This window comes from Chengkuizengella marina, assembly GCF_009910845.1.
In the GTDB taxonomy this organism is placed as follows: Bacteria; Bacillota; Bacilli; order Paenibacillales; family KCTC-33759; genus Chengkuizengella; species Chengkuizengella marina.
In genome coordinates this window covers 21501-38833 of sequence record NZ_SIJB01000043.1, presented here as the reverse complement: position 1 = coordinate 38833, position 17333 = coordinate 21501, and the positions used below count along the sequence as shown (strand labels likewise).

14 protein-coding genes are annotated in these 17333 nt (G+C 31.9%); 5 read left to right on the top strand and 9 right to left on the bottom strand.

Annotated elements, in window-relative coordinates:
- Positions 1–53: 53 nt before the first annotated feature.
- From hppD to ERL59_RS18280, 5 genes are all read right to left on the bottom strand, one after another.
- On the bottom strand, positions 54–1166 hold the full coding sequence (gene hppD, locus ERL59_RS18300; protein ID WP_160647687.1) for a 4-hydroxyphenylpyruvate dioxygenase: 1113 nt from the start codon (positions 1164–1166) through the stop codon (positions 54–56).
- A 150-nt stretch (positions 1167–1316) separates the two neighbouring features.
- Positions 1317–2420, bottom strand: coding sequence for a GerAB/ArcD/ProY family transporter (locus tag ERL59_RS18295; RefSeq protein ID WP_160647686.1), 1104 nt, complete (start codon positions 2418–2420; stop codon positions 1317–1319).
- A 60-nt stretch (positions 2421–2480) separates the two neighbouring features.
- A complete protein-coding gene (locus tag ERL59_RS18290) occupies positions 2481–2711 on the bottom strand; it encodes a hypothetical protein (RefSeq protein WP_160647685.1) in 231 nt (76 codons plus the stop codon).
- Between the two features lie 53 nt (positions 2712–2764).
- Positions 2765–3979: a Ger(x)C family spore germination protein gene (locus ERL59_RS18285; protein ID WP_160647684.1), complete on the bottom strand. Its 1215-nt coding sequence runs from the start codon at positions 3977–3979 to the stop codon at positions 2765–2767.
- A 73-nt stretch (positions 3980–4052) separates the two neighbouring features.
- A complete protein-coding gene (locus tag ERL59_RS18280; RefSeq protein ID WP_407925742.1) occupies positions 4053–5642 on the bottom strand; it encodes a spore germination protein in 1590 nt (529 codons plus the stop codon).
- 219 nt (positions 5643–5861) lie between these two features.
- Here ERL59_RS18280 and ERL59_RS18275 point away from each other — a divergent pair, with 219 nt between their 5' ends.
- From ERL59_RS18275 to ERL59_RS18260, 4 genes are all read left to right on the top strand, one after another.
- A complete protein-coding gene (locus ERL59_RS18275; RefSeq protein ID WP_160647683.1) occupies positions 5862–7340 on the top strand; it encodes a spore germination protein in 1479 nt (492 codons plus the stop codon).
- A 12-nt stretch (positions 7341–7352) separates the two neighbouring features.
- On the top strand, positions 7353–8459 hold the full coding sequence (locus ERL59_RS18270) for a GerAB/ArcD/ProY family transporter (protein WP_160647682.1): 1107 nt from the start codon (positions 7353–7355) through the stop codon (positions 8457–8459).
- A complete protein-coding gene (locus ERL59_RS18265) occupies positions 8456–9544 on the top strand; it encodes a Ger(x)C family spore germination protein (protein ID WP_160647681.1) in 1089 nt (362 codons plus the stop codon). The genes ERL59_RS18270 and ERL59_RS18265 overlap by 4 nt, the downstream gene beginning before the upstream one ends.
- A gap of 343 nt (positions 9545–9887) precedes the next feature.
- Positions 9888–10991, top strand: a complete 1104-nt coding sequence (locus tag ERL59_RS18260; protein ID WP_160647680.1) for a histidine kinase N-terminal domain-containing protein — start codon at positions 9888–9890, stop codon at positions 10989–10991.
- Between the two features lie 365 nt (positions 10992–11356).
- Here the strand turns inward: ERL59_RS18260 and abc-f are convergent, their stop codons facing one another.
- Together abc-f and ERL59_RS18250 are read right to left on the bottom strand one after the other, a co-directional pair.
- The gene (gene abc-f / locus ERL59_RS18255; protein WP_160647679.1) at positions 11357–13090 is read right to left on the bottom strand and encodes a ribosomal protection-like ABC-F family protein; all 1734 of its coding nucleotides are present in this window, start codon (positions 13088–13090) and stop codon (positions 11357–11359) included.
- Between the two features lie 37 nt (positions 13091–13127).
- On the bottom strand, positions 13128–13973 hold the full coding sequence (locus tag ERL59_RS18250) for a P-loop NTPase family protein (protein ID WP_160647678.1): 846 nt from the start codon (positions 13971–13973) through the stop codon (positions 13128–13130).
- Positions 13974–14761: 788 nt separating this feature from the next.
- Between ERL59_RS18250 and ERL59_RS18245 the strand changes: the two genes are divergently transcribed.
- Positions 14762–15184: a hypothetical protein gene (locus ERL59_RS18245; RefSeq protein ID WP_160647677.1), complete on the top strand. Its 423-nt coding sequence runs from the start codon at positions 14762–14764 to the stop codon at positions 15182–15184.
- A 60-nt stretch (positions 15185–15244) separates the two neighbouring features.
- Here ERL59_RS18245 and ERL59_RS18240 read toward each other — a convergent pair whose 3' ends face one another.
- Positions 15245–15511, bottom strand: a complete 267-nt coding sequence (locus ERL59_RS18240; protein WP_160647709.1) for a CD3324 family protein — start codon at positions 15509–15511, stop codon at positions 15245–15247.
- A 291-nt stretch (positions 15512–15802) separates the two neighbouring features.
- The gene (fumC, locus tag ERL59_RS18235) at positions 15803–17188 is read right to left on the bottom strand and encodes a class II fumarate hydratase (RefSeq protein WP_160647676.1); all 1386 of its coding nucleotides are present in this window, start codon (positions 17186–17188) and stop codon (positions 15803–15805) included.
- Positions 17189–17333 lie beyond the last annotated feature (145 nt).

Sequence of the window (17333 nt, the reverse complement as noted above, 5' to 3'; positions counted from 1 at the left end):
AATCACCTCCAGTTGTATAAACATCTTTGAATATTGTTCACTTTTTGGGGTATCTATAAATTACCTCTTCTTGCTTGCTCACGTTCAATTGATTCAAATAATGCTTTAAAATTCCCTTCTCCAAATCCTCTTGCACCTTTTCTTTGTATGATTTCTATAAATAATGTAGGGCGATCAACAATTGGTTTTGTAAAAATTTGTAATAAATATCCTTCATCATCACGATCTACTAATATTTTTAATTGCTTAAGTTTCTCTACTTCTTCATCAATTTTCCCAACACGCTCAGATAACATATCATAATACGAATCAGGAGTGTCTAAAAATTCTACACCATTTTTTCTCAACAACCAAACCGTTTCAATAATGTCTTCTGTTAATAGAGCTATATGTTGAACACCTGCCCCATTATTAAATTCTAAGTATTCCTGAATTTGTGATTTTCTCTTCCCTTCAGCAGGTTCATTAATTGGAAATTTTATTCTACCTCCATTTGTCATCACTTTGGACATAAGAGCAGAATATTCTGTACTAATATCGTCATCATCAAAATGAAGGAGCTGTTTAAATCCCATGACATTCTCATAATAACTAACCCATTCATCCATTTCTTCTACATTTCCAACTACATGATCAACAGCTACTAAACCTGTACTCTCATATGGAATGTTCATGCTAATTGGTTCATAACCTGGCAAAAACGTTCCATTATAGTTGGTACGTTCAATTAAACTATGAATGGTATCACCGTAAGTCCCGATAATCGCCTTTTTTATTGATCCATGATCATCTTTCAATGTTGTTGGAGGTAAAATTTCAATGGCACCGCGTTTAACTGCTTCAGTATAAGCGCTTTCAACATTCTCAACGACTAAAGCTACGTCTCTAGCTCCATCACCATGTTTTTTAACAAATGCACTAACAGGGTTAGATTCTTCTAATGTACCAGTTAGAATATAGCGAATATTATTTTGTTGTATAACATATGATACCGTCTCTCGATTACCTGTTTCTAATCCAGAATAAGCAATAGCCTCAAAACCAAAAGTCTTACAAAAATAATGACATGCCTGTTTTGCATTCCCTACATAAAATTCAATATAATCTACGTTACTTACAGGGAAAAATTGTTCAAGATCTTGACTTTCCAGTACTTGTTTCTCCATTGAAAATCCCCCATTATCAAAAGTTTTTAATTATTCACAATTTTATAATAGTAAAATATGGTGTACTTCTCAAGAATGTACTGCAAAGACAAAACGCTTTAGTTTAATGAAGGGATATAGGGGGATTATCACCTAGATAATCAATACTTGTTAAGTTTTCTTACCGCTTGCTGCTATTTTTAGTCTATGCACAATATAAATAATAAATGGAAGGATGAATCCAACAATGATAGCAATAGGGATCCATGTTGTAGCGTCAAAATTGGTTAAGTAGGCCATATTGGGCACAAGTATAATGGCAAGAAAAATGAGAATGATTCCAATTGGAAAAGTGAGTGGTTTGTAAGTTTTTAATGCAAATAATTGTACGATGGAAGCTGCTATGAAATATAAACAGAGAGATAATTTTATGAATATAGTAAGAAACCATACTCCGGCAACGATGACTTCAATCCGGCTAATAAATTCACCAATCGTAATTTTTTTAGCTAGCGCATACGTTGGATATATATGACGTGTCGTACTATCAACTCCTAAAATTAAGATACAAAAAAGAGTAACTACAACTAACATACCTCCTCCTAGAACTGTTCCCACAATCATATTTCTTTTTACACGTGAAGGTTTGTTTACATATGGGATGATCTGTAGAAAGATAATCATTTCTAAGTATGGGAATGTGATAAAAGTAAGGGATGACTTCATAATATGTTTCATTTGATGGTCAAAAACAGGAAACATATTCTTCCATTCAATTTGAGTAGAGACAGAAACTAATAATAATAGTAGTAAAAATATTACCCAAGGATTAAATATCTCAGCTGCTCTACTAAGTACTTCTAAGCCTAGCCTAACACCAATAATTGTTAATATCATGAATACAATCATAATGGCAAGAATAGGTGTGCCAGGAATAATCTGAATCGTCATGAAATCCGCAATATCTCTAACTAGAAAAGCTGCAATAATTAAAAAATATATACATAGAACAATGTTTACAAGTTTACCTATCCACTTCCCTAGTACTATTTCACTATACTGCAATATACCTTGATTTTTGAATTGGAGTGCAAGATGAGCATAAAACCAAGCCACGAACACACCTACTACAATAGCAATCAATCCTGATAACCAAACATCCTGTTCTGAATCTGCTGCTAGAGAAGCTGGAACAAACAAAATTTTACTTCCTATAATGAATTGAACGATCAAAATAGTTAATTGTCTATTCGATATCTTACTTTGCTCCAGCATCTTTTTTCTCACTTCCTTTACATCAACTATTTGTAATTGAGAGTAATGAATTGAGAGTAATTAATCCAATAATCCTAGAATGAAATTAGTGACTGGTTTCAACACCTTTGTCAGCCCATCTAAAGGGTTTGGAATTGTTACTCCAATTGCCAGCATGATACTTAAAACAGTTCCTATCAATAACAGAAAGGAAAAAACCCATAAATCCTTAATTTCTTTTTTTTTTGCCATAGGTGAAATTTCAAAGTATGCAATAAGTGCAACAACAATAAGGATTCCTACTACTTTCAATTTTTAGCCATCTCCTTTAGCATACATATTTTCAGCCTCATATGAGTAAACATCTATTTTTCAACGGGTAACTTTTGGATAAAGCTATTATTAAGCGTTCCTGTTGAACGAAGTGTCACATTTGTCCTTATGCTTACTTCTAAATTAGGAAATTCTTTATCCCAATTTCCAGATAGTTCCTTCCATGCTTTAGGATGTGTTCTATATACAGTATCTCCAAAAGCAAAGACGTCAGAGTTATATTCCTGCTGAGCCTTTTTGATCGTTGTTTCCATGAGCGTTTTGACTTTCTCTCCAACTAACTTTTCTACTGCATTAATATTCTCTGTTTTAGTCAAATCAATTTTACAAGCTACTTCGCCAATATTACCTATCATATCAACCTCTAATTCAAAGAAAGGCTTTTCATTTTGAAGTTTTACGTCTACCTTTGTTTTTGCACTACTAATTTCAATAGCTATTTTATCTCCGTTACCGTTCGGACACTCTATCTGTCCTGCCGTGTATGTAACATTATCAATGATGTAATTAAAACCCTTGCTTTCGACTTCATTAAACCAGCCTATAAGTTTGTCCCCCTTAAACACGCTTATTCCTTCAATGACTAATTTACCAGGGGAGTTAATCTCTTCTACATTTAGTCTTCTCTCAGCGATTTCTAATTCTCCATCAATTCTAATCCCTGAAAGAGCTGCTTCATTCCCATCTGTAACTATCTCATTTATCAGTTTGTCTAAATGTAAACCGTACGTTGGTGCCCAGTTCTGCTCAGACATTCGCAGAGAGTCAAACATATTATTAGCTGGAATCTTCTCTAATGGGGTTAAAACCTTCAGAATATCTTCAGCTCTATGTCCCTTTGCAATCATAACAAAGAAATCAGGACGCATTTCATGATCCCTAGACATAAAATCGATCACATTCTTAATTCCTTCCTTTGCGAGTTCTTCACTAATAATAAGAATACGTATATGTGAAAAATATAATTTACGAGGAATTGTCATCGTAGCTCTCCATGCAGCTTCAAAAAGATTATCTGCCCTTGCTTGAAAAAGAGATACAGGTGTTCTGTTTCCACTACTTTGCCGAGGTGTGTTTTCTCCAGGATCAACAACTTGATAAGAAACTAAGAAGTTATCCTCGTCGGTCTTGTCGATACCCATACCCAAAACAATACCTAATTCTGGGATTTCTTTTCGACTCCAACAACCCGTTAAAGAAGTAATCAAGAGTAACATAATGAATGTACAATTCGCTATTTTGATCAAGTATTACCACTTCTTTCATTTCGTGTCTAAATAGAAGCTGTTGTCGACAGTTTAAAAGAAATACAAGTTCAGCTTATTTTTTTGATTTTGTAGGAACATTATCATGTTGCCTTACTACATTCTTTTGACTAATTAAGTGTGGCCTTTGTATTAATCCCCATATTGGAAATCGTATTAAGCTATCCTTCTGATTCTGGGCATTGTAAGGTGCCATCGGAGCCATATATGGAACCCCAAATGATTTTAAACTACTCAAATGAAGAACTAGTGCGATGAGACCAACAATAATGCCAAACAATCCGAATGTTGCTGCAAGTATCATGAATATAAAACGTAGAAGCCTGACAGAAATAGCCATATTATATGTTGGTAAAACAAAACTAGCGATTGCAGTCATCGCTACGATTATAACCATCACACCCGATATAATTCCTGCCTCCACTGCTGCTTGTCCAATAACAAGTGCACCTACTATGGAAACAGCTTGTCCTACAGCCCTTGGCATACGAATACCTGCTTCTCTTAAAATCTCAAAAGTAATTTCCATGATTAGAGCCTCTACAAATGAAGGAAAAGGTATTCCTTCCCTTTGCGCGGCCAAACTGATTAACAATTGTGTAGGAATCATTTCTTGATGAAAAGTTGTAATTCCAATATAAAGAGCAGGGAAAAGCAAGGTGATAAAAAAACAAAAAAATCGCAAAATTCTAATGGCAGATGCTATATCTGCACGGGAATAATAATCTTCAGGCGACTGGAAAAATTGTATAAATAAAGCTGGAACTAACAAAACGTAAGGAGTTCCATCCACAAAGATTGCAATTCTTCCTTCTAAAAGACCTGCAGTAATGACATCAGGTCTTTCACTATTATAAATAGTAGGAAATGGGGTAAATGTCTCATCTTGAATTAGTTCTTCTATAAACCCACTTTCAAGTATGGCGTCAATATCAATTTGTTCCAAACGGTTTCTTACTTCTTGTACAACTTTATCTTCGGCAATATCTTTAATATACATAATTGCTACATCTGTTCTTGTTCTCTTTCCAATCTGCTTAGTTTCCAGCCAAAGATTTGGATTTTTTATCCTTCTCCTAATTAAAGCTGTATTTGTTCTTAATGTTTCAGTAAAGGAGTCATGTGGTCCTCTTACGACGGTTTGAGATGTTGCTTCCGTTACACCTCTATCTTCCCAACCAGTCGTTGCCAAGTAATAGCCTTCACTATAACCATCAATGAGTAAAAGAGTGTCCCCTGAAAGAATGGCATCAAAGGCAGTCTCAAAATTGTTTACTCCTGTTATCCCACCTATAGTAATCCCATAATTTTCTAAGTACTCTAATATCGTTGAAGATTTCTCCATGGAATTTTGATCATCATCTTTTCGTAAGTTAATCATTAATGTTTCTAAAAGATTATTGATAATTTCTCTATCAACTAAACCATCAGTATAAATGAAAGCTACTTGGTAGGAACCATTCTTCCCTACACGAAACTTTCTAACTTCTAAATCTGTACTACTACCTAACATAGACTTAAATTTTTTGATATTTTGTTCAAGATTAGAGTCAAATTGTGATTTTATAGATTTGTTATCAATACGATCTATTTGTTTTTGTTTATTATTTTTTCTTCTTAGTATCGATTTCAATTTTTTGCCCACAAAGTTTATCTCACCCCTTAACTAATTGAATATACCCATTATTCACTCAAATTAGTAAAATTATGCAAACTTGACAATGAACTCAACTTGTCATGAATCTTTACGTATAAAGTTGTTTTTTAAAATCTGAATTGAGAAAGATACATTTGCTCATACTAGTTACAAACCATCCTATAAGAAATGAAAAAAATGTAAAATCATCTAAATTGAGGTGATCTCTTGCTTAACTTACTTAAAAAAATTCTTTTTAATGATTTACAATCTAAAAATTCTAAAAATAAAGAAATCCAAAAAAATCAAAAACCTACATACTCTCACATTGAAGAAGAATTTTCAAAATGTGCTGATATCACTAAGAAAGAGTATCCTCAAATTCATCTGCAATTAATGTATTTTGAATATATGATTGCAAAAGAAATGGTTGAAAAAGTACTTTTTTCAAAGATTGAAAAATTAAATGCGGAAAATATTAAGTCTTTTTTATCACAACATCAATTTCAGGCTTGTGATGATAGTAAAGAAGCTGTGAATGCACTTCTAGCAGGAAATGTGATCATTTTTCATCAAGATCAAACTTATATTTTTGCAGCTATTAATTTACAAACACGAGCAATACAGACAGCAGAATCTGAAACCATTATTACTGGTTCACATGATGCCTTTAATGAAGATATCAATACAAATTTATCGCTTGTTAGAAGAAGAGTAAAAAGTTCCAAATTGAAGGTTTTAAAATATTCTATTGGGAAAATTACAAAAAACACGGTATATATTTTATATATTGAGGATCTTGCAAAACCAGATTTGGTAAATGAACTTAAAAATAGAATGGAAAACATTAAAGTTGATGCCATTTATGATGTAAATATGTTAGTCCAATTGATTGAGGAGTACCCTACTTCACCTTTCCCACAAATTTTTACAACTGAACGTCCAGATGTGATGTCTTCTAAACTGACCGAAGGGAAAATCATTGGACTCATGAGTAATAGTCCATATGCTTTTAGTGCACCAGCAACTTTTTTTGATTTTGTACATTCACCTGATGATTACAATCAACGTTGGCTCACAGGGTCATTAATTAGAATATTTAGGTTATTTGCTTTTTTTATTACAGTTACCCTTACGGCATTGTATGTATCCATTACTACATTTCATTATGCGATGGTACCTGAATTACTATTGCCTAGTTTAATTAAATCTAGAAGTAATGTTCCTTTTCCTCCTATCATTGAAGCGCTTATTATGGAGTTTACCATTGAGTTGTTAAGAGAAGCAGGAGCACGACTGCCAACAAAAGTTGGGCAAACCATTGGGATTGTTGGAGGGATTGTTATCGGTTCAGCTTCCGTTGAGGCAGGTATTACGAGTAATATCTTAATTATTTTTGTTGCGGTTTCTGCTATTGCCTCTTTTGTCATTCCTAGTTATGTAATGAGTAGTTCAGTTCGAATCATTCGATTTGGCTTTATTATTATGGCAGGTTTTCTAGGTAATCTGGGAATCAGTATTGCACTAGGATTTTTAGTTCTTTCACTTACAAGCCTTACAAGTTTAAAAACCCCATACTTATGGCCAATTTCACCCACACAACCGTCTAATTGGTTAGATACTTTAATACGTGCTCCTTTAGCAAGTTTAAATAATGAGACTAATACAAGTAAAAAGAAAAAGAATTCCAATAAAAATAAACGTTAGGAGGGATTTATGATGAAGGAAAAACTCCATCCATTTCAAATCGCTGTCCTTATATACATGATACAATCAGGAATTACAATATTTAGCTTGCCTAGGATAGCAGCTGGTGCATTTGGTACGAATGGATGGATAGGAGTAGCTATTATTTCAATTATTCCAATGATAAATATATTGTTAATCGCGTTGGTTTTCCATTATGGTAAGGGTAGGTCTATATTTGAGATTTTTGAAGACTTGGTTCCAAAAGTTTTACTGCGACCCTTCTTTCTTTGTTTGGCATTTCTATGGTGTATGCTCGGCATATTAGTTGGTAAGAATTTCGGATTGTTATTCAAAATGTTGTATTTACCTGAGTTATCTCCTACTGTATATTTAATATTCACGTTAATTTTTGTTTACTTTCTTGTGAGTAAAGGTCTATATCAAATCGGTAAAACAACCATTATTTTTTTCTTTATGACGATATGGTCCGTTTCTATAATGGCACTTTACATCGCTGAATTTAAATTAGATCGACTAACACCCTTTATTTTTAAAGGAGAAAAAGAGTTATTAACTCAAAGTTTTGAAATTCTAAATGCATTTTTAGGATATGAAATCATCATTCTTATATTTCCTTACATTTTAAAATCTCGAGCATCGATAAAGGCCATGTTTTACGGAAATCTATTTACTACATTTGTAATATATGTACCCATTTGTTTTATCGCCTTTGGAGTTTTAAGTTTTGATCAATTAAAAAACGAAACATTTCCAGTTTTAACGTTATTTGAGTATATAGAGTTTCCTTTTATTGAAAGGATAGAAAGTTTAATATTTAGTCTCTTCTCTTTGAAAGCACTTATCACTGTTGTTATGTTCTATTGGGCAGGTGATCAAGTCTTTAGATATTCAATACCGCAAATAAAACCAAAAGTGTCAATTGTAATCCTAATCATCATTTCATTTGGTATATCATATATTCCTCAATTTTTATTGGATGTTGGGAATTGGTTAAAATGGATTGGAAGAATAGAAGCAGTTATTGCAATGCTTTTACCAATTATCCTATTGCTTATCATTGGAATTACAACTATAAAAAGAAAAAGGAATGGGTCAAAAAATGGTGAAGTTCTATGAATAGATTAGTTTTTTTATTAGTTTTTATATTTTTTTTAACTGGTTGTATGAATAATTATGGTATTGATGATCTTGCTATGATAAGTGGGGTTGGTTTCGATGTTTCTAAACATGAGGATCATCATCTAGATATCACTGCCATGTATCAGGTTCCAACTGAAACGGATGTTTTCGAATATTTACATGCATCTTCCAACTCATTAGAAAATGCAGATATTGAGATGATGTCACAAACAAAGAGACAAGTAGTTAATGGTCAACTACGTATTAGTTTATTCGGAGAAGAATTAGCCAAGGATGGAATTTTCCCAATTATTTTATCTTTTCTTCGTGATCCTTCTGTTGGACCACTTGTGAGTCTAGCAGTCGCAAAAGGAACTGCCAAAGAGATATTGATTACAAAATTAGAAAAAGAGCCGAATACAGGTTCTTATATTGAAACCATGTTAGAACGGTTAGATGAAGAATACGTTTACCCTTCAGTCAACATATTGCAGTTTACAAGATCTTATTATGATGATGGAATCGATCCTATTTTACCCATGATATTAACTACAAAAAGAAACATACTTTTAGATGGTTTTGCTCTTTTTAAAGATGATCGGATGGTTGCTTCATTAACCAATGAAAAAGCGATATATTTATTCTTGTTAAGTGAAGATTTTAAAAAAGGAGTAATTGATCTAGAAATAGAAATTGGAGGCAAAAAGGAAGATGTTCATTTATCCTACGTACGTACTAAGCACAAAATTAAAGTGAAAAAGGAAAATAACGATTTTACAGTTAATTTTGATATACATATAACAGGCAATTTAGAAGGTTATTCAGGGAAACAAACACTTACTAAAGATAGTGTGCAAAAGGAGTTAGAAACTAAAATTAATAACGTTTTAAATAGTGAAATGAAAGATTTGCTTTCTTTTCTTCAAAAAATGAATGTAGACCCTGTTGGGGTGGGTGAGGCGGTTAGAAATAGTTTATCTTATAATGAATGGAAAAGTTTAAATTGGGAAGAAGTATATCCAAAGATTAATTTCACTACGGAGGTTAATATGAAAATAAGAAATATGAGTAAGTTTCAATGAGTATTTCCTACTTCATCAAATAAAAATACTCGCTACTCCCCCAATAAAAAAACGTCGATTAAATATTTCTTCAGTCATCCCACCTCCAATAATTCCGGAAGTGAAGATACCACAAAATATTAGTCCATTGGAGATCGAGCATAATTAGAATCCAGAAACATCTGCTCGATCCGCTCCTCTAACTATTGTCAATAAGTCACTTAAATATTTAATTTACAAATCAAATACAATAATTTACCATTAGATCATGGACATACTTTTTCTCAATATATAGTATTATCGATTTCTGTTTTGGCATTTACACAGAATTTTACATTCCTTAAGATTGAAAGTGGGGATAAAAATGCAAGAGATTCGTAAACAGCTTATATGTTTTTTAGAAAAGAATAGTTCAACTATTATAGAGTCTTGGAAACAAAAAGCTTTCATCTCTCAGACCGATGTAAATGAAGAGAGAGTCATAAAAAATGGGATTAAAATGTATGAAGTCGTAAAACTAAAGCTTGAAAAGTCATTGAGTGAAGAAGATGTAAGAGAATTTGCATATAACGTTTCTACTGAAAGAACCGAAGCCAAGATTAATATAGAAGATTTTGTACAAAATGTAAACGTCGGGAGAAGCGAAATCATTAATTTTGTGCTCAATTCAGGATTACCTATAGGGAAGTATCCAAACATAATTGAAGAAATCAATACAGTATTTGATCAATTCACTTATTTTGGAATACAAAAGTATACGGAAATAAAGGAAGAACAATTACAAGAAAAAAATGAATTAATTGATCAGACTCATAAAGAGCGGTTGAAGATACTCGGTCAAATGTCTTCTAGTTTTGTGCATGAATTTAGAAATCCTTTGACTAGCCTACTTGGATTTACAAAACTCTTAAATAATGAGTATCCTTCGTTGAAATATATCGATATTATTGAACATGAATTACACCAATTAAACTCAAGAGTTACACAATTTCTTCATGTATCTAAAAAGGAAATCGTGAGCAGTGAAATGAAAAGTAATTCTCTTCATGAATTGTTTGAAGATTTAATTAGTTTTATCTATCCTAGTATTGTAGACGGTAATGTAACGCTTACAAATAAAATTGAATTTGATATAAGGGTCTTTGCAAATAAAGATGAATTAAGACAAGTCTTTCTAAATATTTTATTAAATTCTATTGATGCTCTCCAAAAAGTTAAGCATACAAGAAAGATAGATATTAGTTGTAACATATTAGATGGAAAAGCTGAGATTATCATATCAAACAATGGTCCCGTAATCCCTAAAGAAGTTACAGATGCAATTTTTGAACCTTTCTATACGACAAAGGATCTGGGAACAGGGATTGGTTTATATGTTTGTAGAAATATTATTGAAAAGTACAACGGAGAAATAAGGTGTGTATCAGATGACAGTCTTACATCATTTTTTATTAAAATTCCGATCTAACTCCATTATCTAAATAGATCATCTTTTATTCTCCAGATGATTATTACTTCAAGCAGTTAATTTAGATTAGTCTATTTTTCCATATGATCATTACAGTGGGTATATCCATTTCTACTATAAAATTCTATACTTTGTTCACTTGGCCAAACCAATATAAATTCATAATTCATTGCCTTTGCCCATTTATTCACTGCCTACAATAATTTGCTATCCATTCCCATTGCTAATATTCATCATTATCTCTCCTGTTTTTATCTATGGCTACCAAAGAATGGAGTACTCCATACTTATACCATAAATAAATATCAATATTAAGTTTTAAAAATAATACACCGTCTAAAACTTAAACGGTGCATTATTAATCATCATTCAGAAAGTTGCTTTTTTCTTTTGTTCAGTTTTTTAAATTCTTCATCTAAAACCTGATACTCTACCTCTTCTGGATTTAAACGTCCTAATTCTCCTATGATTTGTATGATACGATTGTCAATAATCATCTTCTCTTCAAATTTATTCTCCTGTTTCTTGAAATCTGAAGTCTTTTCAATTTCAACCTTCTCCAAATAATCTTTATACCCACTTTCAACTTTTTGAATTTTGCTATCCCTAAAAACCAACAATTTATCACAGATCTTTTCTAGAAAATAGCGATCATGGGAAACAATTAACAATGTACCGCTATAAGTTTCTAACGTCTTCTCTAATTGTTCTCTACTTGGAAGATCTAAATGATTTGTAGGCTCATCAAGGATTAATAAGTCTCTGTTTTGATTTATTAGTTGTGCTAGTTTAAATTTTGTCCTTTCTCCCAGACTTAACTGACGAATCGGTTTATTCATCATAGATTCTTCCAGTCCCATACTAATGAGTAAATTTATTGTTTTTTGAGCTTCATTCCGGGTATTATAAGTTTCTTTTATAATTTCATTTATTGTTTTTTCAGGATCTAAATCATTAACATCTTGCGTCAAATAAGAGATCTTCAATGTGGGACTAATCCATAAATCTCCTTCATCTAAAGTTTCTTTTTTACATAAGATTTGCAGAAGAGTTGTTTTACCACAACCATTAGGGCCAATTAATCCAATTTTTTCGCCTCTTACAATACTAAAAGAACTATTTTGGAACAATAAACTATCATTTATCATTTTTTTCATTTGATTAGCAACTATGAAACGTCTTCCACGATGGTTTTGTTCCTCCCAATCAAAATGCACATTCCCCTCTTCTTTTGGTTTGTTTATCCCTTCTGTTTCAATTTTTTCAAGACGTTTAATTCTAGATTTCACCTGTTTATCCATTTTCTTAGCCTTGTTTCTATAGAATTCTTTACCACTTCTCATATCAGCCATTTTTCCTACTTTTCCAGCTTCTCTATGGGCTTTTGATGACCAGTTGTTCAAACGTTCAATTTCTGACTCTATTTTTTTTTCATATTTTCTTTGCTCTTCATATTGTTTCTTTTGGCTTTGGAATCTCCTCTCTTTTTCCTCTCTATAAAAAGAATAGTTGCCCTGAAAGTTATTTATCGTACCATCTTCAATTTCAATGATACGATCTACTGTTTGATCCAAAAAATATCGATCATGGGAGATAATCATTATACTTGCTGTAAAATGCTTAAGTTCACTAATTAACCATTCAACACCTTGAATATCTAGGTGATTGGTAGGTTCATCCAAAATTAGAAGATCAGGTTTAGAGCTGTATACATGTGCAATCGCTAATTTTGTTTTTTCCCCTCCACTCATTCCTGAAATTCGATCACCGTTCCATTCCTGCACTTTCTTTAATCCTAAATGACTTGATACTTCTAGGAAATCATGATGATTCTGTTCAAACATTTGGTTAAAGGATTTAAGGGTATAAGAAGATGACTGCAATAAATATCCAATCTTCATATTTTTAATATATTGCGTGATCATGCCACCATCTGATTCTACTTTTCCAGAAATAATGTTTGCTAAAGTCGTTTTTCCAGCTCCGTTCATTCCTACTAAACCAATTCGATCTCCATGGTTAATTTCAAAATTTACATCTTTGAGTACAGTTTGATCACCATAGTGTTTATTTATGTTATTTAAGGATATCAATGACATAAAATCACCTTCCTTTAAATCAAAAATTAAAGACTTGTTAAAGTATTTCTGTGTCCAGTATTTCAAGTAATTTTAACTTATGTGTATGTGTTTCATATTTTGAATTGTTGATTTTCATTTTTTTCATTTCTAACCTATCAAATATATCTAACTCTATATTTTTTCTAGCTTTTAGCACTTGGAGAGTGCCTTCAACACCTTTAAAACCATGTTTTTTCCCATATCCTTGATTAACATAATAATCAATAAATCCTTCAGACCATTCTCTGGGTCTCTCCTTTATTGCTTTTCTAAAAGAATCCTCAAGATCGTTTTGTTCTATATAAATTAATAATGGATTCAGAGGTTGTATAATTTCTGCCAATCTCATAACATAGTTCATTACTTTTTCTTTTAGTGAATTATATTTAACCATACCTATCGTTAAAGGATTCTGGATAAAACAACATTCAAAGATATAGGTTTGATTGTTATTCAGGGCAACTTCAGTAAACTCTTTCCATTTTTCTTGAATTAGCTTCATATTTTGCTCTAATGGGATTTCATATATATCCTTTTTAAATATAAAATCAAATACTTCTTCAGGTAGTTTCATATTTAACTCGTTTTCAATCTTTCTATAGGGCAAAAAATAATTCTCACCTTTTTTCATGAGATGTTGATTGAATAGATCTTTAAACTTTTTACTTGAAAACAACAGCTCATCATACTCTTTTTTGTTAAAAACGGAAACCCCATCATAATCTGCAGGATGATCTAAATTCCCTTCTAAAAATAACTTTGTTTTAATATTCCTCTCCTTTAGTAGCAGTTCAACAATTTTTGCCGTGGTGGATTTACCAAACCCAGGCAATCCTTCTATAATGATAAGTCTCGAATTCATGATTATAATCTCCTTCTCAAAAACATATAAAGAAAACTCGGTAAAATATTTAATTAAAATACAAAAAAAGCCTCTCTAGAAGCTGAACCCTAGAGAGGCTTTACATGCCATATATGCAAATTGGTAATGAATAAACCAAATAATAATCAACGATAAAACGATATAACCTATTTTTTAGTTCCTTATCCATATGCAAATAGTCAATGATATTCCTTAGATTACCATAAATACTTATTTAAAATAGCTGTTCCTATTACTTTCTTTAGGAAAAGGAAATAATGTTAGATCGATATCATAGTTGAAATCCAAAAAGCATAAGAAAATGGGCATATTAATCCTATTCTCTAAGTTCAATTAGATTGCTTCTAGAAAATAAAAGCAAAGATTTAGTTAGAACTTTAAAATAGATTAATTCCACATTAACTTATTACCTTTCCTTTCCTAATCATAAATTTTATTATATGCAGAATTTAATAAATGGTCAATCTTTTTTACTTTTTTTCATACAAAATATATCAAAATCTTAAGATATGGTACAAAGAGATGTACATGAGTACATTTTTTTAGTTATGGAACATGCGACCATTCAAAACTATTTTTATGAACATACAATATTTAAGTAAATATAGTGAGAGGATGCATTTCTATGAGTACCTATGATGAATCCATTTGTGACTGTTGTACCTGTCCAATGCAATGTAATTTAGAGCAATTGGTGAGTATTGATAATGTGACTATTTTAACTCAGACATTTTTTGGAGAAGTTATAATTAACCGAGTTGAAGATTTTGTCGTTTTCACAAATCAAGGTGTTTTTCCCACTTTGTCAAATTACTGGAGCTGCTTTTTCTGATCCTACAGTTAAAATAAATTTAAAACCATTATCTAATAAAAATAAGGGGGTTTGCGCTTGTTGCGAAAATCCAATCACAAATTTAGCCATGCTGCTGATTGGAAAAGTAGTACTTATTGAACTTATTGGTTTTACTTTAGGATTCATTGAAATCGAAATTATTGATGTAGGCAAAGGGATTGTTGTAGGTAGAAATCCTCTTGTTCCTAATGATATTAACATTTTTTCTTCCTGTGCAATTATAAGAATTATTCCAGCTTCTATACAACAAATGAGCAATCAACCTACTATGTTCTCAAATTTTCGAACACTAATAAAGAATAACTCCTACCAACTATCTAAAAGTAATAGTGTATAATCAAATTTGCAATAAAAAGAAAGAAACTGATCATCTCTGAATAAAGATGATCAGTGTTTATTAATTTTTTGAATATACAATTTTTTTAATGGTTTCTGTTGAAAGATAATATTCATCAGCTAGTTGATTAATGCTTCTTCCCTTCTTAAATTGATTCTTAAGGATAGCATTTCTTTCATCAATGGCTTTTCTTCCACCAGAAAGTGTGCCCCATTTTTGATAATTTTTTTTGGCTTTAGGTATATATAGAGTTTGCCCTTGAACATACTTTTGAAGCTCAATCAGTAGTTTCTCGGGTATTACTTTGTTTGCTTTTACACTTTTCATTTCTGCCCGCCCCTTATCTATATTTTTCAATAAAATATAAGGTGCAAAGCCTAACATATCAGAAATGATAACCTATTTCTTTAGCGATATAATATATCACCTCATGCAAAGTATCGCCTTCCAATACTAGGCTTTGCATGAGGCTGAATCCTGAACGAAACCAAAATTAATACTCATCGAATATACACACTCCTATCTGTCTTCACTAAACTGAGAATCCATCATTGTAAATATTTTATCAGATTTAAATTATGCTGACTATAGGGACACTACCTTTAAGACGTATCTATTTTATCTAGGTGAGATCATGTTTTGAGGATTAACAAACTTATTAAATTCATTTTCAGTTAATAATCCTGACTTTATTGCTGCTTCCTTTAAAGTAATCCCTTCTTTATGAGCTAGTTTTGCAATCTTGGCTGCATGATCATATCCTATATGTGGATTTAATGCTGTCACTAACATAAGAGAATTTTGCAAATTGTATTCTATTTTATTAATATTCGGTTCAATACCTATCACACATTTTTTATTAAAGCTTAGCATAGAGTCCGTCAACAACCTTACAGATTGAAGAAAATTATAAATAATAACTGGTTTGAATACATTTAATTCAAAATTTCCTTGACTAGCTGCTATTCCTATCGTTACATCGTTTCCAATCACTTGAGCTGCAACCATTGTCAAAGCTTCACACTGAGTTGGATTTACTTTTCCTGGCATGATAGAGCTTCCTGGTTCATTTTCAGGAATGGTAATTTCACCAATCCCACATCGAGGTCCACTAGCTAACCACCTGACATCATTTGCAATCTTCATTAAATCAGCTGCTAATGCTTTTAAAGATCCATGTACGTAAACCATTTGATCATGACTTGTTAATGCGTGAAACTTGTTTGATGCAGAAACAAAATCGGAATTGAGCATTTTGCTTATTTCTTTTGCAACCATATTTCCAAACTGAGGATGTGCGTTTAACCCTGTACCAACGGCTGTCCCTCCAATAGCAAGTTCTTTTAAGTGCTTGGAACTTTCAATAATCATTTTTCCGCTTTTTTCCACCATCTCATGCCAACCACTAATTTCTTGTCCCAAAGTTAATGGTGTAGCATCTTGAAGGTGAGTCCGTCCTATCTTAACAATATCTTTAAATTTGCCAATCTTCTGTTTTAAAACTTCTTTAAGTTCTGTTAATACAGGCAGTAATTTATTCTCAATTTCTACAACACTAGCGATATGCAGTGCAGTTGGAAATGTATCATTTGAGCTTTGTGACATATTAATATCATCATTTGGATGAAGAGAAGCTTCAATTTCTTTTTTTTGTAATAGTTGGTTTCCCCTATTCGCGATCACTTCATTTATGTTCATATTTGTTTGAGTTCCGCTTCCCGTTTGCCATACTACTAGTGGAAAATGATCGTGCCATTTACCTGAAAGGATTTCATCACATGTCTCAATTATAGCTTCAACCTTGTCATTTGATAGTTTTCCTAATTTATGATTTGAAATCGCAGCACCTTTTTTAAGAATGATGAAGGCATAAATAAGTTCTAGTGGCATTAATTCAGTACCAATATTAAAATTTTCTCTACTTCTTTGCGTTTGTGATCCCCATAATTTATCTATGGGTACTTTTATCTCTCCCATAGAATCTTTTTCAATTCTGTAATCCATATTCATTCACTCCAATTTGTTATTTCAAAATTAAAATGTTTTTAATTAGTATACATCTTTTGATTTCTCTCAGCTAGATTCACATCCATTATCTCCCTAAACTTAAGGCTTTAATCAATGACATATGGATAAAGCCGAGAGTATA

Excerpts from the sequence above, each read along its gene's own strand:
- hppD (WP_160647687.1), bottom strand. The coding sequence starts at position 1,166 with ATGGAGAAACAAGTACTGGAAAGTCAAGATCTTGAACAATTTTTCCCT.
- ERL59_RS18295 (WP_160647686.1), bottom strand. The coding sequence starts at position 2,420 with ATGCTGGAGCAAAGTAAGATATCGAATAGACAATTAACTATTTTGATC.
- ERL59_RS18270 (WP_160647682.1), top strand. The coding sequence starts at position 7,353 with ATGAAGGAAAAACTCCATCCATTTCAAATCGCTGTCCTTATATACATG.
- ERL59_RS18265 (WP_160647681.1), top strand. The coding sequence starts at position 8,456 with ATGAATAGATTAGTTTTTTTATTAGTTTTTATATTTTTTTTAACTGGT.
- ERL59_RS18260 (WP_160647680.1), top strand. The coding sequence starts at position 9,888 with ATGCAAGAGATTCGTAAACAGCTTATATGTTTTTTAGAAAAGAATAGT.
- abc-f (WP_160647679.1), bottom strand. The coding sequence starts at position 13,090 with ATGTCATTGATATCCTTAAATAACATAAATAAACACTATGGTGATCAA.
- ERL59_RS18250 (WP_160647678.1), bottom strand. The coding sequence starts at position 13,973 with ATGAATTCGAGACTTATCATTATAGAAGGATTGCCTGGGTTTGGTAAA.
- ERL59_RS18240 (WP_160647709.1), bottom strand. The coding sequence starts at position 15,511 with ATGAAAAGTGTAAAAGCAAACAAAGTAATACCCGAGAAACTACTGATT.
- fumC (WP_160647676.1), bottom strand. The coding sequence starts at position 17,188 with ATGGATTACAGAATTGAAAAAGATTCTATGGGAGAGATAAAAGTACCC.